Origin of the sequence: Deefgea rivuli DSM 18356 (assembly GCF_000620145.1) — a bacterium.
Lineage (GTDB): Bacteria > Pseudomonadota > Gammaproteobacteria > Burkholderiales > Chitinibacteraceae > Deefgea > Deefgea rivuli.
Genome location: NZ_KK211081.1, coordinates 228,909 through 255,887 on the forward strand (window position 1 = coordinate 228,909; position 26,979 = coordinate 255,887).

The 26,979-nt window shown below is 47.4% G+C and carries 21 protein-coding genes; 8 read left to right on the forward strand and 13 right to left on the reverse strand.

The window, feature by feature from the left end; genetic code table 11:
- Positions 1-46: 46 nt before the first annotated feature.
- The 10 genes from Q320_RS0111025 to rluC all read right to left on the reverse strand — a co-directional run bounded on the left by Q320_RS0111025 (position 47) and on the right by rluC (position 12,484).
- A complete protein-coding gene (locus Q320_RS0111025) occupies positions 47-940 on the reverse strand; it encodes a diguanylate cyclase domain-containing protein (RefSeq protein ID WP_035853476.1) in 894 nt (297 codons plus the stop codon).
- Positions 933-3,899 (reverse strand): tetratricopeptide repeat-containing hybrid sensor histidine kinase/response regulator, encoded by a 2,967-nt coding sequence (locus Q320_RS20855; protein WP_051534669.1) that lies wholly within the window; start codon positions 3,897-3,899, stop codon positions 933-935. The genes Q320_RS0111025 and Q320_RS20855 overlap by 8 nt, the downstream gene beginning before the upstream one ends.
- Complete coding sequence (locus Q320_RS0111035) at positions 3,892-5,364, reverse strand: tetratricopeptide repeat protein (RefSeq protein WP_156939048.1); 1,473 nt, start codon at positions 5,362-5,364, stop codon at positions 3,892-3,894. Before Q320_RS0111035 ends, Q320_RS20855 begins: the two co-directional genes overlap by 8 nt.
- A complete protein-coding gene (locus tag Q320_RS0111040; protein ID WP_027469053.1) occupies positions 5,348-6,838 on the reverse strand; it encodes a tetratricopeptide repeat protein in 1,491 nt (496 codons plus the stop codon). The genes Q320_RS0111035 and Q320_RS0111040 overlap by 17 nt, the downstream gene beginning before the upstream one ends.
- Positions 6,839-7,019: 181 nt before the next feature.
- Positions 7,020-8,756 (reverse strand): response regulator, encoded by a 1,737-nt coding sequence (locus Q320_RS19535; RefSeq protein WP_051534670.1) that lies wholly within the window; start codon positions 8,754-8,756, stop codon positions 7,020-7,022.
- Between the two features lie 46 nt (positions 8,757-8,802).
- Entirely contained in the window at positions 8,803-9,582 is a 780-nt protein-coding gene (gene motD / locus Q320_RS0111050; RefSeq protein ID WP_027469054.1) for a flagellar motor protein MotD, read from the reverse strand.
- A 9-nt stretch (positions 9,583-9,591) separates the two neighbouring features.
- Entirely contained in the window at positions 9,592-10,527 is a 936-nt protein-coding gene (locus tag Q320_RS0111055; RefSeq protein WP_027469055.1) for a S49 family peptidase, read from the reverse strand.
- Positions 10,520-10,873: a Rieske (2Fe-2S) protein gene (locus Q320_RS0111060; protein WP_027469056.1), complete on the reverse strand. Its 354-nt coding sequence runs from the start codon at positions 10,871-10,873 to the stop codon at positions 10,520-10,522. Before Q320_RS0111060 ends, Q320_RS0111055 begins: the two co-directional genes overlap by 8 nt.
- On the reverse strand, positions 10,866-11,522 hold the full coding sequence (locus Q320_RS0111065; protein WP_027469057.1) for an HAD-IA family hydrolase: 657 nt from the start codon (positions 11,520-11,522) through the stop codon (positions 10,866-10,868). Before Q320_RS0111065 ends, Q320_RS0111060 begins: the two co-directional genes overlap by 8 nt.
- Positions 11,519-12,484 (reverse strand): 23S rRNA pseudouridine(955/2504/2580) synthase RluC, encoded by a 966-nt coding sequence (gene rluC / locus Q320_RS0111070; RefSeq protein WP_027469058.1) that lies wholly within the window; start codon positions 12,482-12,484, stop codon positions 11,519-11,521. The genes Q320_RS0111065 and rluC overlap by 4 nt, the downstream gene beginning before the upstream one ends.
- A gap of 746 nt (positions 12,485-13,230) precedes the next feature.
- Between rluC and Q320_RS0111075 the strand changes: the two genes are divergently transcribed.
- From Q320_RS0111075 to Q320_RS0111090, 4 genes are all read left to right on the forward strand, one after another.
- The gene (locus tag Q320_RS0111075; RefSeq protein WP_027469059.1) at positions 13,231-16,050 is read left to right on the forward strand and encodes an Rne/Rng family ribonuclease; all 2,820 of its coding nucleotides are present in this window, start codon (positions 13,231-13,233) and stop codon (positions 16,048-16,050) included.
- Between the two features lie 156 nt (positions 16,051-16,206).
- Positions 16,207-17,031: an HDOD domain-containing protein gene (locus Q320_RS0111080; RefSeq protein WP_027469060.1), complete on the forward strand. Its 825-nt coding sequence runs from the start codon at positions 16,207-16,209 to the stop codon at positions 17,029-17,031.
- Positions 17,032-17,201: 170 nt separating this feature from the next.
- Positions 17,202-17,954: a basic amino acid ABC transporter substrate-binding protein gene (locus Q320_RS0111085; RefSeq protein ID WP_027469061.1), complete on the forward strand. Its 753-nt coding sequence runs from the start codon at positions 17,202-17,204 to the stop codon at positions 17,952-17,954.
- A 126-nt stretch (positions 17,955-18,080) separates the two neighbouring features.
- Positions 18,081-18,878, forward strand: a complete 798-nt coding sequence (locus Q320_RS0111090) for an amino acid ABC transporter permease (RefSeq protein WP_051534671.1) — start codon at positions 18,081-18,083, stop codon at positions 18,876-18,878.
- Between the two features lie 61 nt (positions 18,879-18,939).
- Here the strand turns inward: Q320_RS0111090 and Q320_RS0111095 are convergent, their stop codons facing one another.
- Entirely contained in the window at positions 18,940-20,280 is a 1,341-nt protein-coding gene (locus tag Q320_RS0111095) for a UDP-glucose dehydrogenase family protein (protein WP_027469063.1), read from the reverse strand.
- Between the two features lie 329 nt (positions 20,281-20,609).
- On the reverse strand, positions 20,610-20,978 hold the full coding sequence (locus Q320_RS0111100) for an Mth938-like domain-containing protein (protein ID WP_027469064.1): 369 nt from the start codon (positions 20,976-20,978) through the stop codon (positions 20,610-20,612).
- 280 nt (positions 20,979-21,258) lie between these two features.
- On the opposite strand from Q320_RS0111100, the gene Q320_RS0111105 reads away from it, so the two are divergent.
- The 4 genes from Q320_RS0111105 to thrC all read left to right on the forward strand — a co-directional run bounded on the left by Q320_RS0111105 (position 21,259) and on the right by thrC (position 25,836).
- Positions 21,259-22,503, forward strand: coding sequence for a pyridoxal phosphate-dependent aminotransferase (locus Q320_RS0111105; protein ID WP_027469065.1), 1,245 nt, complete (start codon positions 21,259-21,261; stop codon positions 22,501-22,503).
- Positions 22,504-22,620: 117 nt separating this feature from the next.
- Complete coding sequence (locus tag Q320_RS0111110; protein ID WP_027469066.1) at positions 22,621-23,934, forward strand: homoserine dehydrogenase; 1,314 nt, start codon at positions 22,621-22,623, stop codon at positions 23,932-23,934.
- A gap of 93 nt (positions 23,935-24,027) precedes the next feature.
- A complete protein-coding gene (locus Q320_RS0111115; protein WP_027469067.1) occupies positions 24,028-24,315 on the forward strand; it encodes an antibiotic biosynthesis monooxygenase family protein in 288 nt (95 codons plus the stop codon).
- Between the two features lie 78 nt (positions 24,316-24,393).
- Positions 24,394-25,836, forward strand: a complete 1,443-nt coding sequence (thrC, locus tag Q320_RS0111120) for a threonine synthase (protein WP_027469068.1) — start codon at positions 24,394-24,396, stop codon at positions 25,834-25,836.
- Between the two features lie 233 nt (positions 25,837-26,069).
- On the opposite strand, the gene Q320_RS0111125 is transcribed toward thrC, so the two are convergent.
- Positions 26,070-26,972, reverse strand: coding sequence for an ATP-binding response regulator (locus tag Q320_RS0111125; protein ID WP_027469069.1), 903 nt, complete (start codon positions 26,970-26,972; stop codon positions 26,070-26,072).
- Positions 26,973-26,979 lie beyond the last annotated feature (7 nt).

Here is a 26,979-nt window from a genome sequence, read left to right on the forward strand (position 1 = left end):
TAGCTATCGGCGTTTGGCTTGCAGCAGCCAAGCCAACGTCAACTGCCTAGCAAACCACCCGATTACGCCCCTGGTCTTTCGCCAAATAGAGCGCTTTATCCGCAGCAATCAGTAAATTCATCTGAGCGCTGCGATGATCTGGGCTGGAAGTGGCGACCCCAATACTCACCGTTACGTACGGCACCACCATGCTGTGCAGATGCGGAATTTGTAGCGCTTCAAGACTCGCGCGAATCCGCTCGGCGATTTGCAAGGCCAGCTCCTGATCGGCATTCTCAAGCACGCAGCAAAACTCCTCACCGCCATAACGCGCAGCCATATCGGTAACCGAGCGCAAAGACGATTGAATCACCCCCGCCACACGCTGCAAACACACATCGCCAGCAATATGCCCGTATAAATCATTGTAAGGCTTGAATGAATCGACATCGATCAGCAACACCGACAGAGGCTGATCTAAGCGCTGCGCTTTGTCTTGCACGCTCTCGAGATGCTCGAATAAGCGCCGCCGATTAGCCAAACCCGTTAACGCATCGGTTTGCGATAAAACGCGCAACAAATCTTTGGTGCGCTTAAGCTCCAAGTGATTGTGTACGCGGGCGCGTACAATCGACGCATTAAATGGCTTGATAATATAATCCACCGCACCGGCTTCTAGGCCGCGTGTTTCCTCAACGGGTGTCGATAAGGACGTAATAAAAATAATCGGAATATCCCGCGTTTCGGCTTTGGCTTTTAAAATCTCACACAGCTGAAAACCATCCATATCGGGCATCATAATATCGAGCAAAATCAGCTCAGGAATATGCAGCGCGATTTGCGCCAAGGCTTGCTCGGCACTGAGCGCAAAATGCACATCATGCTCATCACCCAGCACTTCGCCCAGCGTTTCGATATTATTCATTTGGTCGTCGACGACCAAAACATAGCGATCAGCCATGCTCAGCTCCTTCGGCAACAACCGGAATACGTTGGTTTAGCGCCCTCAAGGCCGTGGGATAATCCAGCGCATCCAAAGCCGCCACCACATCATTGAGCTGATTTTTATGCGTCTCTGGTAAATCCTGCAGTAGCAGTGTTAACAATTTTTTTGCACGTAAACTATTACTTTGCAATGCGGCTTGCAAATTCAAAATCGCAGGCCAGCTAGCCAAAGGTAATAGACCTTCGGCGTGTGCCAAAACGGGCACAGGGCTTTCCATCTTCACCAAGGGCAGAATAAATTTCTGGGCGCGATGCCAAGCGCCTTCTAATTCAGAAAAATCAGGTAATACTTCGGTCGCTTCTTTTTGCGCAGCGAACAGTGCTTGCTCTAAATCGCTGGCCGCCGTGTAAAAATCCATCAAGCCTAAAGTCCCAGAAACCCCGCGCATCGCATGCACTTGTGCGATGTATTCATTCAGTTTCTCCCGCCGTTTGCTTTGCGCCAATTCGTTAAAAAAGTTTTGATTTTCAGTAAAAAAATGATTGAGCCAACGCTGATAACGCTGCAAATTGCCATTCAGGCGATCCAATGCCTCGTCCACTGCAACGCCCCAATCGGCTAACTTCGCAATCCAGGTTTTTTCAGCACTGGATGGCAAGTTAGGTTTAGTTTGTCGCCCCTGCAATGCGCTCAATACCGGCATCACAGGCAAATCAATCGATCGCGCCAATTGATAACGAATCGCATGAGCCAAAGCCGTATGCAAACCGCGTACGGAAACGGGTTTGGTTAAATAATCATTCATTCCTGCAGCAATCCCTTCCTGCCTTTCTTTTTCTGTCGCGTTCGCGGTTAAAGCAATGATATAAACCTCAGCGTCTTGAACTCGGAACTGCTCAGTTCCACCCGCGCGAATCAATCTCGTGGCAGCCATGCCATCCATAATCGGCATACGCCAATCCATGAGTACCACATCAAACGGCTCTCGCGCTAATGCCGCGATGGCTTCCAAGCCATTTTCAACGATATGTAGCGATAAATGCATCTCTTCAAGCAGTGCGCCCACAATTAACTGATTGGTTTGAATGTCTTCCGCATAGAGCACGCGGATTTGATGCGTTAAATTTTGCATCGGGAGCTCATTTTTACTGATGTCAACGGGTACTTCAGCGACAGGCAATGGAATTTCTACACGGAAATGGCTCCCCTCACCGGGCGCGCTGGTTACCCCCAAAGAGCCCTGCATCAATTCAATCAAACCACGACAAATTGATAAACCCAAACCCGTACCGCCGTATTTTCGCGTTGTCGAGGTATCGGCTTGCTCAAATTTTTGAAATAGCCGCCCCAGAGTTAGATCATCCATACCAATACCGGTATCGCTAATTAAAATTTTGACTTGCTCATTATCCCGATAAGCCGTAATCGTCACACAGCCTTGCTCGGTAAACTTGATCGCATTACCAATTAAATTAAATAGAATTTGTCGAATTCGGGTTGGATCACCCAAACAGCCCGTTGGGGAAAAATGATTTAATTTCAGCACAAAAGAAATGCCTTTTTCCTCGGCGCGTACAGCAAAAAAATCAACGACTTGATGCAGTAGTTTGAGTAAATCAAATGGAATAGACTCAATCGATAATTTACCAGCCTCAATTTTCGACGCATCTAAAATATCATTAATAATATCGAGTAGTAATTCGGCATTTTCCAAACCCATGCGTACTTGCGAGCGAGTGGCTGGACGCAATTCTTTTTGTCCACTGGCAAGGCGCAACATGCCAATCACCCCCGATAAAGGGGTGCGAATTTCGTGGCTAATTAAAGCCAGAAAATCACTTTTAGCTTGGTTAATCGCAATGAGCGTATTTTTTTCGGCTAAATGTTCAGCTTGCTGGCGAATACTATCATCGAGAATATTCTGCTTTTGCTGTTCGGCTTTAAGTAATTTAAGCCGCATTTCCATCCGTGAAATTTTACGCATCGTGCTGCTTTCAATTTGCGTGAAAGTGCGCTCTTTGGCGAGTTGAATCGATAGCTCGGTATGCCGCTCATACAAAGACAGCGCCAATTCAAACTGCCCTAATTGCTCATAGACTGCCGATTGAATTTTGCAGGCTTTCATTTCCTGATGCTGCGAACCACCTTGACGCGCCAAATCTAATGCATGCTGCGACTCAATCAATGCCGATTGCATCTTGCCTTGCAATAAGGCGACTTCTGCCAAACCCAACTGCGCCATCGCAATCGACCAAGAATGATGATTTCGTTGCGATAGCGTTAAGGTTTGCACAAAACATTGTTTCGCTTCTGGATACTGGCCCAGCCCAATATAAGCAAAGCCAGAATGCATAATGGCCTCGCTCATCACACCAGCATCATTAGTGCGCGAATATAAAGCGCGGCAAGCAGCGAGATGCTCTAAAGCCAATTCATTTTTGCCCAAAAGCTGGTAATCACTGCCCAGCCATAAATTCAACATCATTAATAACTGCGGATCATCTAATTCCTGCACGTATTCATAAGCAATCTGATGATGACGCAATGATTCATCGACCATGCCAAAATACAAATACACTCCACCGATCCCGACATAGGCTTTGATGTAATGCACAATCGAGTGCTGATCCAGCGCTAACTCTAAACAATGCCCCCAAGTGCTTAAAGCCGCATTCAAATCGCCCAAGGTATAGCAGGCCTTACCTAAGCACTCATGAATATCCAGCAATAAGTTAACCAGATTTAATTGACTAGCCGCCGTTTGAGCCAGCTCTAAAGTGTGCCGTGCGGCAATAAAATCGCCGGTTTTCTCAAATGCTTCCCCCAGCAAAAACAAAGCCTGCGCCAAAATTACTTCATTATTTTCATCTCGAGCTTGCGCCACCAAACGCTCAGCCAATTGCAAAGCCTGATGAAAATTATGCCGACGATAATGGGCCTGCTGAGCCAGCAAGCTCTCTAAACTTTCAGACACTATCGAGTTCCTTTTTCAGCAATACATCCACTTGCTTGAGCATCGCTACGCTAGCTAATTGCAATTTCACTTTCGCCGTCACTTTTTCAATGCCATAACGCGCCCACGGTTGTCGCTCAATGGCATTGGCGAGTCGGGTAGAAAAATCCATCAAAATAGATTGCGCTTCAGCGGGATAAATCACATAGCGATTAGGCGGAATAAAAACCCATAAATCATTTAAGGTGCAATAGTCATTTAATAATGCGGCGATTCTTTGTTCAATGACCGGTTCAACATGGGTACTCATCGTCAGCTCAATCACCCGGTCGGTCACCTCTGAACATTCACAGCGTAGCCGAAACTGCCGCAAATGCTGCAAAGAAACTCCGGGCATAACCCAACCAGCCAAACGCTCAAATTTCAAATGCGTACGAACTAGCATTGCACGTGCTTTTTCCAGTCGATTCAAATTCAGCTTATAGCCTTTCGCTCCGAGTTCACGTGCCAAATGCTGAATCGCTTGATGCTCATAAATTCGCAGTACCAATAATGCAGAGCGCTGATCGCCTCTTTCTTTGTGTGCCAAATACAATAAATAATTTAGATTTTCTTCCAGATCACCAATATTAGTAGACTTTAAAATTTCATGAGCACGCTCTAATAATAAAAATGCCTCACCGATTCTATTATTTTTTTCCAGAAATTCACCGTAGGCAACCACAGTAATACAATACGCCCAAGCTAATTTATAACTCCCTGCAATCGCCAATCCACTTTCGTAAAAAACAACGGCTAATTCTGTTTGATTTAGCTTCCAATAACATTCTGCGTACCCATTGCAAATCTGAACGAGCCAAGTCATATCACCATGTGCCAATGCATGCGGCTCAACCCGTGATAACAGGGCGATTGCGGCATCATACTTCTGGGCATTGAGTAAACTATCCATCAAAAAAATACCGCTTTTTGCAATCAATTTTTTATTATTAATTGATTCTGCTAATTTAAGCCCATTTTTCATCAATAAGTCAGCAGTGCTATACTGCCCAACTTGATAGTAAACCAAAGACACATTGAGATAGGCTTCTACGCCATATTCTAACTGAGTTAATTCCAGCGCCAATTCAATCGTTTTTACCCACATTTCTACTGCAGGAATAAATTTAGTATTCCGCTCTAAAGCCACTCCCAACCATAACATCGAAAATGCTCGGTGCTCTAAATCCTCGGCATGCTCAACTAATTTAACACCTTTACTTAAAGCGCTGAGTGCCTTTTCATTTTCACCAAACGCCAATAAAATCCGCCCATACAGCACATATGAAAACCCCAGCAATGGGTGATGCTGCTGCTTGCAAACCTCCAGCAACTCTTTGCATAAAACACGGCTATCACTGCCGGCCTGCCAATATGCAGCTTCAGCATGCTCAAACTGTTTCATAATCCAATCCGAGCTATCGTCTACTTTAGATAAATCGCTCAATTTCTTCTATTCCCTCTTCGATTGGCATGAGCAAATGCAGAGCCGCTTCGGTAGAAATCAGCTGCACCTTAAACAAAGGCTGCGTCAAACCATGCCAAGCCCATGGGAAGCCCTGAATAATTGCAATCAATTGCTCAAGCATACTTTCTTGTGCAACAGAGGTAGGCTCCGGAATAATTAAATAAGCTAAGTCAGATAATTTGGTCCATGTTGATTCACCGAGACAAAACTCACGCAGCAAGGCACTTATTTTTTGTAAAAAAAGACCTTTAATAACCGCGACATTGAGAAATTGTAAATGAATAATCTGAGTATCAATCGGTGCATTCATACAACGATGCTGAAACTGCAGATAACGTGAACTCGATTCACCCGGAGAAATCAAATCCAGCATATGCTCAAAATCTTGCCGAGTTTTAATGATTTTTTTTCTCGAACGATCAAGGCGCGTTAAATTCAGCCCCCTTCCTTTCAAATTTCTTAAAATATTATTCGAAAGAATCGCTTCGGAAAGTGCCTTGTATTTTTTAATCTCAAGCAAAGCGAGCTTAAATTCGCCTGTGACTTTATAAGCTTTTACCAATAACAAAGCGCTTTGATGCTGCAAATAACCATAATCAAAATAATTAACGCCTTCTTCGGCGGCAAGCAGGCATTCAATAGCTTCGACATAGCGCTGCTGATTGATTAAAAAACTACCATAATTAACCAACGTCAGCGCTTTAGCCCACAAAGCATGATTAAACTCGGCAAGCGCCAGCATCGATTCGAAGTACAGTTCAGCCAAATCATTTTTTCCGAGCGCCGCGTAAGAAATAGCAATACTTTTCCCCGCCTCTACGACCCAAGTCATATCCCCATATTGCAAAGCACTCGCTTCTATCTGATGCAACAAATACAGCGCATTTTCGTATTCGCCAATGTCATTCAAATTATTAGCCAGAAAAATTCCGCTTTTAGTAATTTGCTTATGATCATTCAACAAAATAGCTAATCGATAGCCAATAATTAATATTTCTCTTGCTGCATCATTCTGGCCTGCAAAATAATAAATCTGACTAATATTGACATACGCTTCGATGGCGATGCTAATTTGTGAAAATTCCAAAGCCAATTCAACCGAATGCGTGAAATCTTCCACCGCAACAACATGCCGTTTTAAATTAAGATTACATAAGCCACGCCATAAATAAGCTTCAGCCTTTAATTCAAGTGCTGATGACTCACGTATTTTTTTTAATGCCTGAGAAATAGAATAAAATGCCGCATGGTATTGCCCTTTGCCCCATAACATTTTGCTATGTATTAAATACATTCTAGCCATCATCGCAGTAGAGATTTTCAATTGCTTACAACGAGCCAACAGCAGACCGCTAGCCAAATGAGCTTGGTCAATATTGAGCAAAAACAGCTGCTCTAAGCGCTGAAATAAGGCCGGTAATTGCTCGCTACTGGCAGATGAAAAATCCTGCAAGCCTCTCTCCTTAACGATGCTGAATATAAGTAGATTAGTTGCTGGCAAGTCAAATTGCGAGAAATGTCACCGACGATCCGAGCCAGTCGGTGATGAGGATGCGGAGCAAAGAAGTGAGAAAACGTAGACCAATGGGTATTTAACTGTAGCGCTTTGCAATCGATGCTTAGATTGAAATACCCTATGAATATAGTGCAAGTGTCGCCGTCAATATTTCTGGCCGAATTGGTTTGGTCAAAAAGCAATCCATACCCGCAGCCATACACGCATCACGATCTCGATCCAGTGCATTGGCGGTGAGTGCAATAATCGGTAAGCGCGATAGACCCAGCTGCGATTCGATACTTCTGATTTTTTGGGTGGCAATCAGGCCATCCATGATGGGCATTTGCATATCCATCAAAATGACATCAAAACTATGCTGCTGATACATTGCCAAAGCAATTTCGCCATTTTCAGCAGCCAGCACTTGATGACCTAATTTCTCAAGCAAACGGAGTGCCACTAAACGATTGATTGAATTATCTTCAGCAAGCAGAATTTTTAGTGTTTTAGCCTCCAGAGGTTCTTTTATTTCTTCTGGATCAAAAATATAAGAATTATTGAGCGTAAGTTCAAAAGAAAAAATACTCCCCCCAGTCGGGTTAGCAGCAACAGAAATAGAACTACCCAAAGCATGAGCCAAGTGCTGCGAAATCGTTAATCCTAATCCTGTACCACCATATTGCCGAGTTGACGAACCATCAACCTGAATAAAAGCATCAAAAACATGGGGCATTTTCTCACTACGAATCCCAATACCAGAGTCAATTACGGCGAAATGAATACGCCAACCGACTCCATCTTGTTGCGTAGAAACTTTCAGCGTAACGCCGCCCTGCTGCGTAAACTTAATGGCATTACCCAATAAATTAACCAAAATTTGCCGAAAACGTAATGGATCACTTTCAACGGGACCAGGCACTTGCCCTTCCCACAGCAGATTCAGAAACAAACCTTTACTTTGCGCGCTAACTTGAAACATTCGGACAATGCCGTCTAATACCGATTTTAAATCAAATGCTTTAATATCTAATTGTAAATAACCTGCTTCAATTTTAGAAACATCCAATACATCATTAATCAGCGACAAAAGTAAATCAGAGGATGAACGAATGATTTCAACTTCTTCATGCTGCTGAACCGTTAACTCGCTCTGCGCCAATAAATTAGCCATCCCAACGATGCCATTCATTGGTGTACGAATTTCGTGGCTCACATTAGCAATAAATTCAGTTTTGGCCTGACTTGCTGCTTCGGCGGCATTACGTGCCGCTAATAATTGCTCGGCTAAATTAGCCTGTTTTTGCTCTAAAAGAATGCTATCGACTAAAGTCTCATTAAATAATTTGGCGCTAGTTAAAATAACAAGCAGATAAATCACACTTAATAAGCCCAAAAATAAATCAACACGCGTCTGGCTGATGCAGGCGACCAATAAAATAGGCAATAGCATTGCAATCGCGAAAATACGCATCGCCGATAACATTGAACCCAAGATTGGCACGGCACCCGCGACCATGCCAGCCAAAATAAATGCAGTGAGTAATTTTAGGGATTCAGAGGAAGACAGCATCAGCAAAAAGCCGCCCAGCCCCCAGATCAGGCCGGAGAGGCCAACGCCAAAATTGACGCGCTGACGCCAAACAGCCGCGCTTTGATTCTGAGCTTGCCGATAACTGTATGCACAAGCTAAACGATACAGCGCAACACCACAGGCCAGCAGCCACCAACTCAGTAGCGGCCACCATTCATGCGCGCCGCTGTGTACGACCACCAAAATGCACGCCGTCAGCAGGCAAATATACTGCCCCGCCGCAGAGTTGCGGTAGATCAGCTCAGTGGTTCGGCTTAGGACGACAGGATCGGTGGCATTCATAGGGCGTCGCAGATTGGAGAAGTAAAATGCTTAGCCTGCTTCAGCATTATTGATCGCTCGGCAGAATCGCCACTTCGTCTTTATTATCAGCAAGAATATTCAACGTCACGCGGCGGTTTTTTGCTCGACCTTGGGCGGCATCATTGGTGTCCATTGGGCGAAACTGGCCAAAGCCAATCGCCGCCATGCGCTGCGGCGCGACGCCAGCTTGCTCAAACAAGCGCACCACACTGGCCGCTCGCGCCGCAGACAACTCCCAATTACTCGGAAATTGCCCAGCGCGGATCGGTTGATTATCGGTATGGCCTTCAACCTGAATCAGGTTATCGCTATTTTTCACTAAGTTGGCGACTGCCAATAGCGCTTCTTCTGAGCTGACTTGTAAATCGGCACGACCCGTATCAAATAAAATAGAGTCGCTAATTTCAACCGCGATCCCACGTTTCGATTGAGTGACCTTCACTTTACCTTGGTCGATCAGATTACCCAGCGATTGACGCAACTCTCCCGCCATACCGCGCATTTTCTGTGCTTGTTCTTCTAATTTCGGATTGTTCGGCAAGGCGCTTGGGACTGGAATATCAATAATTTTAGGCGGAGCGCCTTTGATCACTTGATTATCCAACTGGACTTTCGGTGCTGAAGTTTGTGGTTGCTGAAAGGCATCGACCAGTGCATTCGATAGCACTTTGTACTTACCTTCATTCACCGAAGAAATCGCGTACATCACGACAAAGAACGCAAACAACAAGGTAATAAAGTCGGCATAAGACACCAGCCAGCGCTCGTGATTTTCATGCTCTTCAGGTCGTTGTTTGCGTGCCATATCTGCGCTTTATTTCAACTGCATATTTAGCTGTGAGCTGAGTGTCGTTGCTGCAGCAACCCCAAGCTGGCGTGCGATGCGATCAGAGAAACTCGGTTGCGGCGTGAAATCGACAATATTGTCGACTTTAACAATATCACGTGCCACGCTATCGACTGAACCAAAAGCATCGACCAAACCCAGCTTCATTCCTGCTTCGCCCGACCACACCAAACCAGAGAATAAATCTGGATTATCGGCTAACTTTTTACCGCGACCTGTTTTAACCACATTGATAAATTGTTGATGAATTTCGTTCAACATTCCCATCGCACGATCTTTTTGCTCTGGGCTTTGTGGTGAAAATGGATCTAAAAAGCCTTTATTCGTACCTGCGGTAAGCAAACGGCGCTCAACGCCGACTTTTTCCATCACGCCAGTAAAACCAAAACCATCCATCAACACGCCAATCGAACCGACAATTGAAGCTTTATCCGAGAAAATCTTATTGCCCGTCACCGCCGCGTAATAGCAGCCCGAAGCGCAAATATCTTCGATAACGACATAGAACGGCGTTTGTGGATGTAGCTTTTTCAAACGTTGGATTTCATCGTGCATCATGCCCGCTTGCACCGGACTACCACCGGGACTATTGGCACGCAAAATCACGGCTTTGGTATTTTTATCTTCAAACGCCGCCTTCAAACCATCCACGACCAAGGCGCTATTGGTTTCGCCACCTGCTGCAATCGTGCCTTGCAAATCAACGACCGCGGTATGCGCTTGATTAGCCAGTTTGTCGCCATCACGATTACCAATCCAACCCATCACCAAGGCCAGAATAATAATGAGATAGCTAAACGTCAGTAGCTTAAAGAAAATCCCCCAGCGTCGTGCGCGGCGCTGCTCTTTCAGTGAGGCGGTCAAAACATCTTGCAAGACACTGCGTTCAAAAGCTTCATTCATTCTTCATTTCCTCTATCAGCCAAATGGCTTCATCGTGCTCTGAAATAGTTAAAGCCTGCAATCGGCGTCCAGTACAGGGGCCACCTAAACATAGACCATTGCGGGGATTGTAATAAGCGCCGTGTGTGGAACAAATCAAAAACTCACGGCTTAAATCAAACACATCGCCTAGATTGTAATCCAGCTCAATCGGTACATGCGCGCATTCATTGATATAGGCATACACGTGTCCACCATAACGAATCACAATCGCATTGCGTTCCCGCCCGTGATATTCAAGCTTAAAACGATAAGCCAAACTGCGCTCTTGCACTGCCTCGCTAGTACAAATAAGCCGTTCAACCATGCACTAAAACCCATTCAGTCAATTCAGTAAAATCATCAAAATGGGCCAATGGATTAAGCGGTAATAAGTCTTTCAAGGGATGTGCACCATAACTCATTGCTAAACTAGGCGTACCCGCATTAATCGCTAACTGTAAATCATGCGTCGTATCGCCAATCATCACGGCACGGCTTTGCGACACATCGGCCGACTCTAAAATATATTCCAGCATCGCTGGATGCGGTTTAGAAAATGCCTCATCCGCAGTGCGAGTTACTTCAAAAAGCGCAGCTAAACCTGTTGCAGCTAACACACGGTCTAAGCCCGCACGCGATTTGCCTGTTGCGACTGCCAGACGAAAGCCCGCATTACGCAAACGCGGCAAACATTCCTCAACGCCGGCATACAATTGCAATTCGTGATCTTTAGCCAAAAAATGTCCGCGATAAGCATCGACGACTTGGCGAATGTGCTCAGCACTTAAATCAGGCGCTAAGTATTGCATTGCTTCGTTCAGGCCATAACCAATCACAAAACGTGCGGCAGTATCACTCGGTTCAGGCAAACCCACATCGGCAAACGCACGCTGAATTGAGCGCGCAATCATGCCTGTGCTATCCATCAGCGTGCCATCCCAATCAAACACCAATAAATCAAACTGACGGCTCATGATTGCCCCTTGGCATTCAGCTTATCAATATACGATTGCAATTCAGGCGGCAAAGGCGCTTCCAACTCCATCCGCTCACCCGTCAAAGGATGATCCACACACAAACGCCATGCATGTAAGAACATGCGCTTCAAGCCTTCACGTGCGAAAGCTTTATTCACCGACGCTTCACCATATTTATCATCCCCCAAAATAGGGTGACCACTTTCTGACAAATGCACGCGTATTTGATGCGTGCGACCCGTTTTCAATTCGCACTCGACCAAGCTCGCCTTACCAGGCCAGACTTGTTTTAAATTCACCGTCGTATGCGAAGTCAAACCATCGCTATGCACTTTGACGCGACGTTCGCCATCGGGCAATTCGTATTTCAACAACTTGAATTTGATGTGTGAACGTGGATTTGGCCACACACCTTGCACCAAAGCTAAGTAACGCTTATCAATTCGGTGATTATCCCGCAAGACTTCGTGCAGTTTAACCAAAGCACTGCGCTTTTTTGCAACCAAAAGTAAACCGGATGTATCGCGATCTAAGCGATGCACCAATTCTAAAAATTTAGCTTGCGGGCGTTGTGCGCGCAGCAATTCAATCACGCCAAAGCTAATTCCTGAGCCGCCGTGCACCGCCATACCCGATGGTTTATTCAATACAATCAAAGCGTCATCTTCAAATACCACTGGGATTTGAACTGCTTCAGCTGCATTGCTCACAGTGGCTGGTACTGGTGCTTTTTCGGCGACGCGCACGGGCGGAATCCGCAATACATCGCCCGCCACGATGCGGTAAGTGACATCGACGCGGCCTTTATTTACTCGAATTTCACCGGAACGAACAATGCGATAAACGTGGCTTTTTGGCACACCTTTAAGCATTTTCATTAAAAAATTATCGAGCCGCTGACCGGCATCTTCCGCTTCGACCGTTACGAAAGTGACAGACGCTTTGCTAGTCTCGGACATATTGACTTATACTCTGTGACGCGCTGCAATTTGCAGCAAGTTGTAGCCGCTTTAAGTCTCAAACTAAAACGACTTAAAGACTGGGGCAGCAACGCAATTTAGGTATTGATGAAAAAATACTGCTAAATTGCCCGTGGTGAGGCTTTGTTAAAAAGCGCACCACCGATCTGAATACGCATTCCGCTCTTAGTCCGCTAGCTCAGCCTCACAAGCTGACGAATTCTTTCCCGCCGTAGATAAAACATTTTTATCTACCGACCTCTAAATTATTGGGGCTGTTGCGCGGGGCTCGTCATGCCAGAGAGGTTACGCCGGAACAAGAACCGGAGAACGGTTATAACGCTCACCGTCGTTCAAGTGTTTATGCAAAAAGTTTCCAACGCGGCGTAGCGAATGCAGACCGTACTTCTATGTACGGCAGCCGCTACAACGATGCTGGAGAACCTTGACCAGACAAACTTGAACAAGCAGCGATGGTAATTGATTTATCACATTAGTGCACTGACCGGATTGATTCACCCTGAGTTGTCTAACACAAAGAAACTTGGGGTATAGCTAGACAGACCTTGTATTGATTATTGTGGAGAACGATACCCAGTTCCTAAGCCGCTACACTTAGCCATTTAATTTATCTCCCACAAATTCACAGAATTTGCGCCTGATAAAATGGCGATTGTCACGCCGAACTGACGTCTTCATCACCCTGTTTTCGCCATCAATCCGAGCGGTGCGCGCCGGAGCCCTACATGAAGCGCATGCTATTTAATGCAACACAAGCTGAAGAGCTACGTGTTGCCATCGTCGACGGTCAAAAACTCATCGACCTCGACATCGAAACCGTTGGCAAAGAACAACGTAAATCCAATATTTACAAAGGCGTCATTACCCGCATCGAGCCTTCGCTTGAAGCGTGTTTCGTCGACTACGGCTGCGACCGTCACGGTTTCTTGCCATTTAAAGAAATTGCTCGCTCGTACATGGGCGACGGCGAAGGCGGCCGTGGCCGCGTTGCTGGCAATCTATCTGAAGGCCAAGAAGTTATCGTTCAAGTCGAAAAAGACGAACGTGGCAACAAAGGCGCAGCCCTCACCACTTACATCAGCCTAGCCGGTCGTTATTTGGTCTTGATGCCAAACAACCCACGTGGCGGCGGTGTTTCTCGCCGTATCGAAGGCGAAGAACGCAATGAATTGCGCGCCGCGATGGACCAACTTGATACGCCAGTCGGCACCAGCCTGATCGCCCGTACTGCAGCCATTGGCCGCAACGCCGAAGAATTGCAATGGGATTTGTCTTACCTCTTGCAACTATGGCGCGCTATTGAAGATGCTGCAGCTGGCGAAAAAGACGCCGACGGCAAAGCCAAAGGCAAAACTGGCGCATTCTTGATCTATCAAGAATCCAGCCTTGTGATCCGCGCAATCCGTGATTACTTCCAGCCGGACATCGGTGAATTGCTCATCGATAAGCACGATATTTACGAGCAAGCTCAGCAGTTTATGGCACACGTGATGCCCGGCAGCGCGCATAAAGTAAAATTCTATCAAGACGACGTTCCGCTGTTTTCACGCTTCCAAATCGAACACCAAATCGAAACCGCTTACTCACGTGAAGTGAGCTTGCCATCGGGCGGCGCAATCGTACTGGATCGCACCGAAGCTTTGTGGTCGATTGACGTGAACTCGGCCAAAGCGACACGCGGCGGCGATATCGAAGAAACTGCAGTACGTACCAACCTTGAAGCGGCCGATGAAATCGCCCGTCAAATGCGTTTGCGCGACGTCGGTGGTTTGATCGTCATCGATTTTATCGATATGGAAAATCCGAAAAACCAACGCGAAGTTGAAAACCGCGTTCGTGAAGCGTTGCATCACGACCGAGCTCGCGTACAAACCGGCAAAATCAGCCGTTTCGGCCTGCTTGAACTTTCACGTCAACGCTTGCAACCTTCGCTTGAAGAAACCAGCCACATGGCATGCCCACGCTGCCACGGCACCGGTTTCATTCGCGGTATCGAATCTTCTGCATTGCACATCTTGCGCATCATCCAAGAAGAGGCAATGAAAGAAAACACCGGCGCAATCCACGCGCAAGTGCCAGTCGATGTTGCGACATTCTTGCTCAATGAAAAACGCGCGGAATTATTTGCCGTTGAAGATCGCCTCAAAGTTGGCGTAATTTTGATTCCAAATACGCATTTGGAAACCCCAAACTACAGCATCACACGCTTGCGTCATGATGATGTGAATCAGCTGGAAGAAATCGTACCGTCGTATCGCATGGTGGAACAACCAACAGACGAAGGTTACCAACCAGCAAAAGCCAAAGAAGAACAAGCCAAACGCCAAGAAGCTGCAGTGAAAGGCATTACGCCATCACAACCTGCACCAGCGACTTCAGAACGCGTCGCTCGCGCACCAGTTAGCGCAGCCGCAAGCCCATCACTATGGCAGAAAATTGTGTCTTGGTTTAGCCCTGCGCCAGCAGAAGTCAAAGTTGAAGAAACTAAACCTGCCGCACGCCCACCACAACGTGGCCGTAACGATCAGCGCCGTGGTCGCAACGAAGCACGTCCTGAAGGTGGTCGCGAACAAAGTCGTGAACGTAGTGATCGCAATGGTCGTGGCAGTAAACCACGTATCGAAGAAGATCTACAAAAACAGCAAGCACCGCGCCCAGAAAAAGCGGAACGTCCAGAACGCGCCGAGCGTCCAGAGCGTCAACCGCGCCCAGAACGCGCACCACGCACTGAACGTGCACCGCGCAATGAGCAACGCAGCGAAACACTAAAAGCGGATCTGGCTGCAGTGACTACAGCGCCGGAACTCCTGACAGCAGCGCAGCAAGCCGATGGCAATAGCGAAACTCGTAGCCGTCGTCGTCGCGGTCGTCGTGATCGTCGTGACCGCAATGATGTAGAGAGCACTGTAACGATAGAAAACAGCGTTGCAACAGAAGTCGTTGCTAGCACAGTAGTAGAAGTCAGCAGCCCAGCACCAAGTGTAGTCGTTGCTGAAGTGGCGCAAGTTGTTGCCACCGTTGCCGAGCCCGTTGTTGCGACTGTAATACCGGCAGTGGCACCTGCTGTAGTAGCCGAAGCAGTTGTTAGCGAAGCTCCGGCAGCTATCGCGGTTGAAGTTGCCGTTGTAACTCCAGCACCGGCAGTTGTAACGCCGGTGATTACTGAGGCACCTACAGCAGTGGCCGAAGCAGCACCAAGCATTGCAGTTGCAGCACCAAAGCCAGTTGCGCTTGAAATTGCATCGCCAGAAAGCGTCGGCTTGCAACAAGTGGCAACTCGCCAGTCAGCCAATGATGTCGCAGCTACGCAAGCAGACGGCAATGACTCGACTCGCCGCCGTCGCAGCACTCAAGCAAAACCAACGGCCAGCATCGAAGCCGTTGCCTTGCAAATGGTTGAAACCGTGAGTACTACAACGGTCGTAGCTGAAGTTGAAATTGCACCTGCTAAAGCGACTCGCCGACGCAAAGATCTTTCCGCAAATGCCACTGCGGAAAATACGAGCGCTGAGCCACTCGCCCAGATCGAAACGCATCAGCCTTAATGTGCTGCTTTTTATGATGTAAGCAGTGCAGCATTTTCAAAAACCGCATTCAGCAATGAATGCGGTTTTTTTATGCTTTGCAACTGGCATACTGATATAGCGTGTTCTAGTATGACTAAGGCTTGGCCGATAAAAAATAGACTGGGAGCAACACGAATGAAACTCGAAGAAGTCTTTGAACAAACACATAAACTACCCACCATCCCCAAAGTAGTTCAAGAACTCATTGATAGCTTTAGTAACGAAGATATCGACATCGATACCATCGCAAAAAAAATCGCACAAGATCAAGTCATTACGGCCAAAGTGCTCCGCTTAGCCAACTCAGCCCACTTTGGCGCTAGCCGCCAAATTGGTTCGGTTCAAGAAGCCGTCGTTGTACTGGGTTTTAATACCGTACGTACTTTAGTCGTGGCGTCTGGGATTACCGGTGCTTTCGTTGCCACACCCGGCTTTGATCGCAAAGCATTTTGGAAGCAAAGTCTTGCCGTAGCGACAATCAATAAATGGCTGGCTAAGCAAGCCAAAGTCAATGGTGAAGTCGCCTTCACTTGCGGCATGGTGCACAATATTGGCGAAATGCTGATTCACATCGTTTCACCCGAAATTGCGATTAAAATCGATAAATTCGTAGAAAGTGGCGGTGATCGTGTCGCCCTCGAAGATAATAATATCGGCTTTGATTATGTGATGGTGGGTGAAGAATTAGCGCGGCGCTGGAACTTCCCAAGCGAAATTCAACAAGCCATCAAATTTCAAAATAACCCGACCGCACAAACACCGAACGACAAACTAACCGCCCTGCTCTTTCTCTCAAAACTGATTGCAACACTGCAAGCGGATAAAGCCACAATCGAAGAGATTTCTGAAAAAATGCCAGAAAACATTCTTGAAATCATCGGCATTAGTAAAGAAAGCCTCAACACAAAACTGAATGAGCTTTCAGAGCTATCAAGCGGAATGGAAGAAATAATTGGCTAATTAATTTCTTCACTGAAATTCAGTCAAACGCTTGATCTGAAATAGGGAAAGACCTGATTATCTTGTGTACAAAAGCTTACTAGGATCAAGGGCGGCATGGGTTGTATGTCGTATATAATACGCTCCCATTTCTGCCCTTTTTCGTTTCCAAGCTGGAGAGACACAATAAAATGACTACAAAAAAACTAGGTCTAATCGCGAGCGTGATTTTTGCTGGGCTCCTGTTCAATACGAATGCCAATGCGGCAAAAGTGTATCAAGTAGCCACCGATGCAGCCTACGCACCGTTTGAATCACTCAATAACAAAAAAGAAGTAGTCGGCTTTAGTGTGGATATTCTCGAAGCGATTGCCAAAAAAAGCGGCATGAAAGTCAAATTCATCAATACGCCATGGGAAGGCATTTTCCTCACACTGGCCACTGGTGATCGCGATATGGTGATCTCTTCAGTCACCATCACGCCAGAACGCAAGCAATCAATGGATTTCTCTGATCCTTACTTTGAAGCCAAGCAACTCATCGCCGTCAGTAAAAATAGCAAAGTCAGCAAATTTGCGGATCTAAAAACACTGAGAGTCGGCGTGCAAACGGGTACAACTGGCGATGAAGTCGTGCAAAAATTGCAAGGCAAAACCAGCCCAAATATCAAACGCTTTGAATCTACTCCACTCGCACTCAAAGAACTGGAAAACGGCGGTGTTGATGCCGTAGTGGCTGACAATGGTGTGGTCGTGAACTTCGCGTCCAACAACCCAAATTCCAAATTAAAAATCATCGATGATGCGACTTTTGCCAAAGAGTATTACGGCATTGCCGTCAAGAAAGGCAATAAAGCAGTCCTCGAACAAATCAATAAAGGCCTCGCTGCAATTAAAGCCGATGGCACTTACGATAAAATCTATAACAAACATTTCGGTAAATAAGCCAAGCAACTGCCAACGCACTGGATTGATCAATTTTTAATTGATCAATCCAGTATGAATGCCCGATAGAAGCGCACCGCTAGCGGACGCGCTTCTTTTTACTTGAGCTTTGAAATAGGTATCCGCATGGATTTCATCACATTCTGGACGCAAATCCAGCACGCAGTGCCATTGCTCGACAATTTCCAGCTGCAAATTGTCTGGGAATACCGCGAACTATTTATCGACGGCGCCAAAATGACGCTGGGCATTACTTTAATCGCCGTCGTCCTGGGGACTTTAATTGGCTTATTTGCCGGAATCGCCCGTCTTGCCGAAGTAAAGCACGGCATCTGGAAATACCCCGTTAAATTATTTTTACGTTGGCCAGCCACCGCCTACGTCACATTTTTCCGTGGCACCCCACTATTTGTGCAAATCTTGCTCACCCATTTTGCCGTGATGCCTTTGCTGGTGCATCCAGACAATGGACTCTTGCTCAGCGGTGAAATGGCCGCCACCTTACGCCAAGACTATGGCGCATTTTTATCTGGTCTAGTCGCGCTCACGCTCAATGCCGGTGCTTACATTACCGAGATTTTCCGTGCGGGGATTCAGTCGATTGCTAAAGGCCAGTTTGAAGCTTCACGCTCACTCGGTATGAGCTACGGCCAGACCATGCGCCACGTGATTATTCCACAAGCTTTTCGCCGGATGCTGCCACCACTCGGTAACGAAGCGATTATGCTGGTCAAAGACAGCTCGCTGGTTTCGGCTATCGGCTTGGCCGAACTGGCCTATGCCGCACGTACGGTCGCCGGAGCGTATTCGCGCTACTGGGAGCCCTATCTGACCATTTCATTTATCTATCTGATTATGACTTTAGTGCTCGCTGCTGGTGTCAATCATCTAGAAAAACGCTACCAACAAAGCGGCGGCGTTTAACAAAAAAAACCACCGATAGTTCGGTGGTTTTTTTACATTAATAGTCATTTCAAAAAGATGCTTAGATCGATTGTCTAATCTGAGCCCGACCAATCGGGTAATACTCAAATCCCTCTTTGGCAACCCGCTGCGGTTCAAATAAATTGCGCCCATCAAAGATAATTGGCGTCCGCAGCAGTGCTTTAATGGCATCGAAATCTGGGCTGCGAAACGCCTTCCATTCGGTCACAATCACCAAGGCATCCGCATTGCTGAGCACTTCTTTCGGGCTATCACCATAGGTTAGCCCTTCCCAGCCGGGCATCACACGCTGCGCCTCATGAATGGCCACCGGATCATGTGCCGCCACGGTTGCACCCTGTTGCAGCAAATATTCGATCAACACTCTGCTCGGCGCATCGCGCATATCATCCGTATTGGGCTTAAACGCCAATCCCCAGAGCGCAAAATGTTTGCCGCTTAAATTCGTGCCAAAACGCTGCACAATTTTATTCACCAGTACCGATTTTTGCGCTTGATTCGCTTGCTCAACCGCATCAATGACGCGCAAATTGATGCCTACCTCTTGAGCGCTACGCTGCAAAGCCTGCACGTCTTTTGGGAAACACGAACCACCATAACCCACGCCAGGATATAAAAAATCATAACCAATCCGTGGGTCTGAACCGATTCCTTTACGCACCAACTCAATATCTGCGCCCATCAATTCAGACAAATTGGCCAGCTCATTCATAAATGAGATCCGCGTCGCCAGCATCGCATTCGCCGCGTATTTGGTCAGCTCTGCCGAGCGCACATCCATAAATAAAATTCGGTCATGGTTACGCACCAATGGCGCATATAGCGAATTCATTAAATCTTTTGCCGTATCGTCCTCAGTGCCGATAACGATGCGATCTGGACGCATAAAGTCTTCGATCGCCGCGCCCTCTTTTAAAAACTCAGGATTAGAAACCAAAGCAAAACTAATCGCCGCGCCGCGCTGTGCTAATTCATGCCGAATTGCGGCCTGTACTTTATCGCCCGTTCCTACTGGAACCGTTGATTTATCAACAATCACTTTATAGCCATTCATATGGCGGCCAATATTGCGCGCCGCAGCCAATACATAAGTTAAATCAGCCGAACCATCTTCATCAGCAGGTGTTCCGACAGCAATAAATTGAATCGTGCCATGCGCCACGGCTTCGGCGACATCGGTGGTAAAGCGCAAGCGACCCGCTGCGGCATTACGCTTGAGCATTTCTTCTAGGCCTGGCTCGAAAATTGGTATGCCGCCGTCTTGCAGCAACTGAATTTTGACGGCATCCACATCCAGACACAGCACATCATTGCCATATTCCGCCAAACAGGTTCCCGTTACCAAGCCAACATAACCCGAACCAATGACCGTCACTTTCATTTAAATAATCCAATTAAGTAGATAAGCAAAAGTTTTGGCCTAAGGCCACCCAGTCTTGCATCGTTGTCTCGCCTTGCCGTACTAAATGTACAGCCCGTGGCTTCGACGCCTTGCCATAAAAATTTTGCACGAGTACTTAGATAAATTCGAAATTTGATATAACTTGCAAAGCAAAACGGTAATCGGTAGATCAAACCAGAGCATAAAAACATGTATATGGCTGTAGGCTTTATTTTAAGCTGGCTACAAGCCCATACCATAACATACAGCATCGTGATGCTACAAAAACCTTAACGCAGATTGTTTACAATGATATGACACAGCATTAATCAGGCGTGCAATACCAACGCCAGTACACGGCGATCCTCTGCAGTGAGCACATTAAAAGTGCGGCACAATGCGCCCGTGTCCATCGCATCAAGACCAATGCGTCGAGCAGATAAAGCAGCATAAAGTTGCGGATGCGGAAATTGAATTTTGCTACCTGTGCCTAGCAATACCAGCTCAGGCTCAAACTCCAGCAAAGCGACAAAATCATCGGCTTGCAAATCAGCAAACGACGTCGGCCGCCATGAATGCACGGCATTGGGCAGCACCAACAAACTCCCCTCAAAGCGCTCGTCATTAACCTTCACACCGCTGTCGTCGTAACCAGTAAATTGATTCACGTTTTTGGCTTTGGATTGATGTAACTTCATTTGCGGTAAACCTTTATAAATTTTCAGAGTAAGTAACAGTACGCAAGTTTTCACGCAAAAACGCAAAGTCGTCGAGTATACAAATCGCCGAACATGCAGCAAGGCCGCATGGGTGCTTTTATCTGACGACTTATTTCGCCTGATTCTACCAAAGCCCATTCATTACAAACGGCAAAAATAGTCTTCATCTGTGCATTTAACGCACAAGGATGCCCATTTCACGCATTCTTCCCTTAGAATACGGGGTTTCCCCTGAAAAACCTTTGCGCAGGCCACACCCATGGAAGCCATCCTCAAATCCAATAAATTATTGAACGTCTGTTACGAAATTCGCGGGCCGATTCCGGAGCGAGCGCGGCAGATGGAAGAAGAAGGCCATCGCATTATTAAACTGAACATTGGCAATTTAGCCAATTTTGGTTTTGATGCGCCCGAAGAAGTCGTCCAAGATGTGATCCGCAATTTAGCCAATTCCGCCGGTTATGTGGATTCCAAAGGCCTGTTTCAAGCGCGCAAAGCGATCATGCATTACACGCAGCAAAAACACATCAGCGACGTGACTGTCGATGATATTTACATCGGCAATGGCGCGTCCGAATTGATCGTCATGAGCATGCAAGGCTTGCTCAATGACGGCGATGAAGTCTTGGTGCCGATGCCTGATTATCCGCTGTGGACTGCGGCGGTGAGTCTCTCGGGCGGCACGCCCAAACATTATTTATGCGATGAAGCCGATGGCTGGTTGCCGTCGATTAGCGATATGCGCGCCAAAATCACCGCCAAAACCAAAGCGATTGTCGTCATCAACCCTAATAACCCGACTGGCGCGCTGTATCCGAACTCGGTATTGCTCGACATCATTGCGCTAGCGCGTGAGTTTGGCCTGATTGTTTGCGCCGACGAAATTTACGACAAAGTGCTCTACGACGGCGTGAAACACACCTCGATTGCATCGCTCGCCGATGACGTGCTGTTTTTGACTTTTAACGGCCTCTCCAAAAACTATCGCGCCTGCGGCTATCGCTCGGGCTGGATGATAGTGTCGGGCGAGAAAAAACTCGCTAAAGATTACATCGAAGGTTTGAACACGCTGGCCACGATGCGCCTATGCGCCAATGTGCCATCGATGTACGCGATTCAAACCGCGCTCGGTGGCTATCAAAGCATTGACGATTTGGTGTGCGAAGGCGGACGACTCGCCAAGCAACGCGATTTAGCCTATGAAATGCTCTGTGCGATGCCCGGTGTTTCGGTAATCAAACCCAAGGCCGCGCTGTATATGTTCCCGAAGCTTGATCCGGCGATTTACCCGATCAGCGACGATCAGCAATTTATGCTCGAACTACTCAACGAAGAAAAAGTACTGCTGGTACAAGGCACCGGATTTAACTGGAAAGAACACGACCATTTCCGCGTTGTGTTCCTGCCGAATCTGGACGATCTGGCCGATGCACTGAACCGCCTAGCGCGCTTTTTAACGCACTGGCGCAAACGCCATAGCACGGGCGAATTTGCCACTAAATAAATCGTTGGGTGGGTTAGCCGAAGGCGTAACCCAGCATTATTCAATCAGAAAATCATCAATAATAATCAATCATTTGTCGGGTTACGCTTCGCTAACCCGACCTACGAGGAAGCAAAAATGAAAGCAATCAATGTCGGCCTTTGCGGCGTGGGAACTGTTGGTGGCGGTACTGCCACCGTATTAAAGCGTAACTTTGATGAAATCACGCGCCGTGCTGGCCGCCCTATCGTCATTACGATGGCAGCGAACCGCGACCTCGTTCGCGCGCGCGAACTCGTCGGTGAAGGCGTTACGCTGACCGACAACGCAATGGACATCGTCAACAATCCTGATATCGACATCGTCGTTGAATTGATCGGCGGCACGACGATTGCCAAAGATTTGGTGTTGGCCGCGATCGCCAATGGCAAGCATGTCGTGACTGCAAACAAAAAACTGATCGCTGAATACGGCAATGAAATTTTTGCCAAAGCCCAAGAACGCGGCGTGATGGTCGCATTTGAAGCCGCAGTTGCTGGCGGTATTCCAGTCATCAAAGCGCTGCGCGAAGGCCTGACCGCCAACAAAATCGAATGGGTGGCTGGCATTATCAACGGCACATCGAACTTTATCCTGACCGAAATGCGCGACAAAGGCTCGGCATTTGCTGACGTATTAGCTGAAGCGCAACGCCTCGGCTACGCCGAAGCCGATCCAACATTTGATATCGAAGGCCACGACGCGGCACACAAATTGACGATCATGAGCGCGATTGCCTTCGGTATTCCAGTTCAATTTGATAAAGCGTACTTAGAAGGCATCAGCAAACTGGATGCCGCCGATATTAAATACGCCGCCGAACTCGGCTACCGCATCAAACTACTCGGCATGACCCGTCGCCGCCCAAACGGCATTGAATTACGCGTTTCACCGACGCTCATTCCAGCTAACCGTTTGATCGCCAATGTCGATGGCGTGATGAATGCCGTGCTGGTGAAAGGCGACGCGGTTGGCGCAACAATGTATTACGGCCCAGGCGCTGGCGCTGAGCCAACTGCTTCATCGGTGATTGCCGATTTGGTCGACATCACTCGCCTACACACCGCCGACCCAGAACACCGCGTGCCGCATTTGGCCTTCCAGCCTTCTGCGATTGCGAATCTACCGATTCTGCCGATTGATGAAGTGGAAACCTGCTATTACCTGCGCTTGTCAGCGAAAGACTTGCCGGGCGTATTGGCCGATGTAACCGGCATCTTGGCCGAAGGCCAGATTTCAGTTGATGCGATGCTGCAAAAACCAGCCGCTGCCGCAGGTGAAACCGCAGAAATCATTATCGTCACGCACATCGCGATTGAGAAAAACATCAACGTCGCCATCGCCAAAATCGAAGCTTTGGCCAGTACCGCAGGTAAAGTAGTGAAGTTGCGTTTGGAACATTTGAACGGTTAATTGCATCGTAGTTTCGCGTTCTCATTTACAGCGCAATGGTGGGTTACGGAATAAAAACCGCCTAACCCACCCTACGCCAGCCTTGGATGCCCGATGATTCTTGAAATTGCACATTTAGACGTCATTCCAAATCAAGCTGCTGAATTTGAATTAGCTTTTTCGACGGCACAGCAGATTATTTCGACGATACCGGGCTATATCTCGCATGAGTTACAGCGGTGCTTAGAACGACCCAACCATTATGTTTTATTGGTGCGCTGGCAGACTTTAGAAGATCACACCAAAGGGTTTCGTGGCTCAGCGCAGTATCAAGATTGGAAACGTTTATTGCATCATTTTTATGATCCATTTCCGACGGTAGAGCATTACGAATGTGTGTAGGGTGGGCTTTAGCCCACCATAAAAATCAATGGTATATCAACCTAAGCATTATAAACATTAACCTACAAGCAGATACCCATGAACTATATCTCAACTCGTGGTGGCGTTCAGCCACAAGCCTTTAGCGATATTTTGCTCGGTGGCCTGATGGCCGATGGCGGATTGTCGATTCCGCAGCAATACCCGCAATTCACGCAAGCTGATTTAGAAAGCATGGCGTCGCTTAACTACCGCGATTTGGCTTTCGCAGTGATTAGCCGTTTTGTTGATGATATTCCTGCCGATGATCTCAAAGGGCTAATTGACAAAACCTATACGCCTGAAGTGTATTGCAATGGCCGCTCGAAAAACCAAGCCAGCCACATCACGCCGCTGATTAAACTCGATAGCAATTTATACATTCAAGAACTTTCCAACGGCCCAACGCTGGCGTTCAAAGATATGGCGATGCAATTGCTCGGCAATTTGTTTGAATACGTGCTGGACAAAAAAGGCGAACAAATCAACATCTTGGGCGCAACATCGGGCGATACTGGCTCGGCGGCCGAATACGCGATGCGCGGCAAAAAGGGCGTGAATGTATTTATGTTGTCGCCTTTCGGCAAAATGAGCCCGTTCCAACGCGCACAAATGTTTAGCCTGCAAGACGAAAACATTTTCAACTTGTCAGTCCATGGTTTCTTCGACGCCTGCCAAGACATCGTTAAAGACGTGAATAAAGACGCAGAATTCAAAGCCCAATACAAAATCGGCGCGGTGAATTCGATCAACTGGGGCCGCATCGTCGCCCAAGTGGTGTATTACTTCAAAGGCTATTTCGCGATGGTTTTGGCGAGCGGCAAAAAAGTCGGCGATAAAGTCGATTTTTGCGTACCGTCGGGCAACTTCGGCAATATCTGCGCCGGCCATATCGCCCGCCAAATGGGTTTGCCCATCGGCCAATTGGTCGTTGCCACCAATGAAAATGACGTGCTCGATGAATTCTTCAAAACCGGTGGCTACCACCCGCGTGGCTTGGATCGCACCTATGAAACCACCAGCCCATCGATGGACATTACCAAAGCATCGAACTTAGAACGCTTTGTGTTTGACCTGATCGGCCGCGATGCCGAGCGCTTGGCGGCATTGTGGACATCAGTTGAAACTGGCGGTGGTTTCGAGTTGAGCGCGGAAGAGTTCGCCTTGATGCGCGATATCTACGGCTTTAAATCCGAAGCCAGCAATCACGCGGATCGAATCGCGAATATCCGTGAAGTGTTTGAGAAATACGGCGTGCAAATCGACCCACACACGGCCGATGGTTTCAAAGCCGCCAAAGCCCACCGCGATCCAGCCGTGCCGATGGTGATTATGGAAACCGCGCTGCCGGCGAAATTTGAAGACACCATGCTCGAAGCACTCAAACAAACGCCATTCCGCCCGAAAGGCTTGGCAGGCCTAGAAGCCTTGCCACAGCGCTTTGATGCGATTGAGGCCGATGCTGAGCTAATCAAACAGTATTTGGTAGAACGGATTAAGTAATCATCAATGTGAAATTGAGTATTTAAAAACCAAAAGCATTGTCCACGAAAGGCACGAAAAATACGAACAAGGAAAAAAATCAAACTACGTGGTGATTTTTGAATTTTTCCGTGCCTTTCGTGTTTTTCGTGGACTCGGCTTTGAATTTTACTCACAGCATAAAGAATCTCTATAAATACACAAAAGCCCGCAGAGCAATCTGCGGGCTTTGTAATGTATATAGCTGCAAGTATTTATTTACGCAGCACGCGGACCAATACCTCGTTGCCTTTACCTTGGTACTCAAGGCTATCAAAAGACATCATCCGCGCCATTGAAATCCCTCGGCCATGCGGATCGAAGGCGCGTTCGGGAGAAAACTCCAAAAAAGGTTGCCAATCAAAACCTTGGCCTTGGTCCGTAATATGAATCTGAATTTCATCTTCACTACTGGCAAATTTAACCGCCACTTTTCGATCCGCATATTGCGGATTAACTAAGCGCTCTTCGACTTCTTCTTGCCAGCGGCCCATTTGCAATAGGCGCGATTTATCCGCATAGCTAATCGCCAAATTGCCGTGCTCAATTGCATTCACCAGCAACTCAGATAAACCCATCGCAACGCGCTGCGGATCTGGACAGGCACGGGATAACATCAAGGTGAGCTGCCGCGCTTCATCCAAAGTGCGGAAATGGAACTCGCCATTCACCAACAAGCGATAAGAATCAGCGTGCTGAGCAATCTGATCTTCTAACTGCTGACGATCTTTATGAAAGCCCACCGCTGCAGCAACAATCGCCAGCAGCATTTCACGCTGAAACGGCTTAATTAGATAGTAATATGCGCCAGCCGCCAAGCCTTCGCGCACGTTTTCAGCCGCGCCAACGGCAGTTTGCATAATGACGGGGATATGCTGGAAATCGGGGTGTTGCTTGAGTTTGGCCAGCACTTGCATGCCGTCCATGCGCGGCATCATCCGATCGAGCAAAATCGTCGCAAAGCCCTGCTCATCGTGCTGCAAGATTTCCCAAGCCGCTTCGCCATCATCAGCGGTCACCGTTTCATAGCCCGCGTCGGCCAAATGCTCGGACAAAATTTCTAAATTAAACGGCTCGTCGTCCACAATTAAGACGCGATTAAATGCTTTTACGTGCATATTGACT

What these genes read in the sequence shown, in the direction of transcription:
- Q320_RS0111055 (WP_027469055.1), bottom strand. Translation starts at nt 10,527, where the DNA reads ATGAATGAAGCTTTTGAACGCAGTGTCTTGCAAGATGTTTTGACCGCC.
- Q320_RS0111100 (WP_027469064.1), bottom strand. Translation starts at nt 20,978, where the DNA reads ATGAAGTTACATCAATCCAAAGCCAAAAACGTGAATCAATTTACTGGT.
- Q320_RS0111085 (WP_027469061.1), top strand. Translation starts at nt 17,202, where the DNA reads ATGACTACAAAAAAACTAGGTCTAATCGCGAGCGTGATTTTTGCTGGG.
- Q320_RS0111065 (WP_027469057.1), bottom strand. Translation starts at nt 11,522, where the DNA reads ATGAGCCGTCAGTTTGATTTATTGGTGTTTGATTGGGATGGCACGCTG.
- Q320_RS0111075 (WP_027469059.1), top strand. Translation starts at nt 13,231, where the DNA reads ATGAAGCGCATGCTATTTAATGCAACACAAGCTGAAGAGCTACGTGTT.
- Q320_RS0111025 (WP_035853476.1), bottom strand. Translation starts at nt 940, where the DNA reads ATGGCTGATCGCTATGTTTTGGTCGTCGACGACCAAATGAATAATATC.
- thrC (WP_027469068.1), top strand. Translation starts at nt 24,394, where the DNA reads ATGAACTATATCTCAACTCGTGGTGGCGTTCAGCCACAAGCCTTTAGC.
- Q320_RS0111095 (WP_027469063.1), bottom strand. Translation starts at nt 20,280, where the DNA reads ATGAAAGTGACGGTCATTGGTTCGGGTTATGTTGGCTTGGTAACGGGA.
- motD (WP_027469054.1), bottom strand. Translation starts at nt 9,582, where the DNA reads ATGGCACGCAAACAACGACCTGAAGAGCATGAAAATCACGAGCGCTGG.
- Q320_RS0111060 (WP_027469056.1), bottom strand. Translation starts at nt 10,873, where the DNA reads ATGGTTGAACGGCTTATTTGTACTAGCGAGGCAGTGCAAGAGCGCAGT.
- Q320_RS0111125 (WP_027469069.1), bottom strand. Translation starts at nt 26,972, where the DNA reads ATGCACGTAAAAGCATTTAATCGCGTCTTAATTGTGGACGACGAGCCG.
- Q320_RS19535 (WP_051534670.1), bottom strand. Translation starts at nt 8,756, where the DNA reads ATGAATGCCACCGATCCTGTCGTCCTAAGCCGAACCACTGAGCTGATC.
- Q320_RS0111090 (WP_051534671.1), top strand. Translation starts at nt 18,081, where the DNA reads ATGGATTTCATCACATTCTGGACGCAAATCCAGCACGCAGTGCCATTG.
- rluC (WP_027469058.1), bottom strand. Translation starts at nt 12,484, where the DNA reads ATGTCCGAGACTAGCAAAGCGTCTGTCACTTTCGTAACGGTCGAAGCG.
- Q320_RS0111110 (WP_027469066.1), top strand. Translation starts at nt 22,621, where the DNA reads ATGAAAGCAATCAATGTCGGCCTTTGCGGCGTGGGAACTGTTGGTGGC.
- Q320_RS0111115 (WP_027469067.1), top strand. Translation starts at nt 24,028, where the DNA reads ATGATTCTTGAAATTGCACATTTAGACGTCATTCCAAATCAAGCTGCT.
- Q320_RS0111105 (WP_027469065.1), top strand. Translation starts at nt 21,259, where the DNA reads ATGGAAGCCATCCTCAAATCCAATAAATTATTGAACGTCTGTTACGAA.
- Q320_RS0111080 (WP_027469060.1), top strand. Translation starts at nt 16,207, where the DNA reads ATGAAACTCGAAGAAGTCTTTGAACAAACACATAAACTACCCACCATC.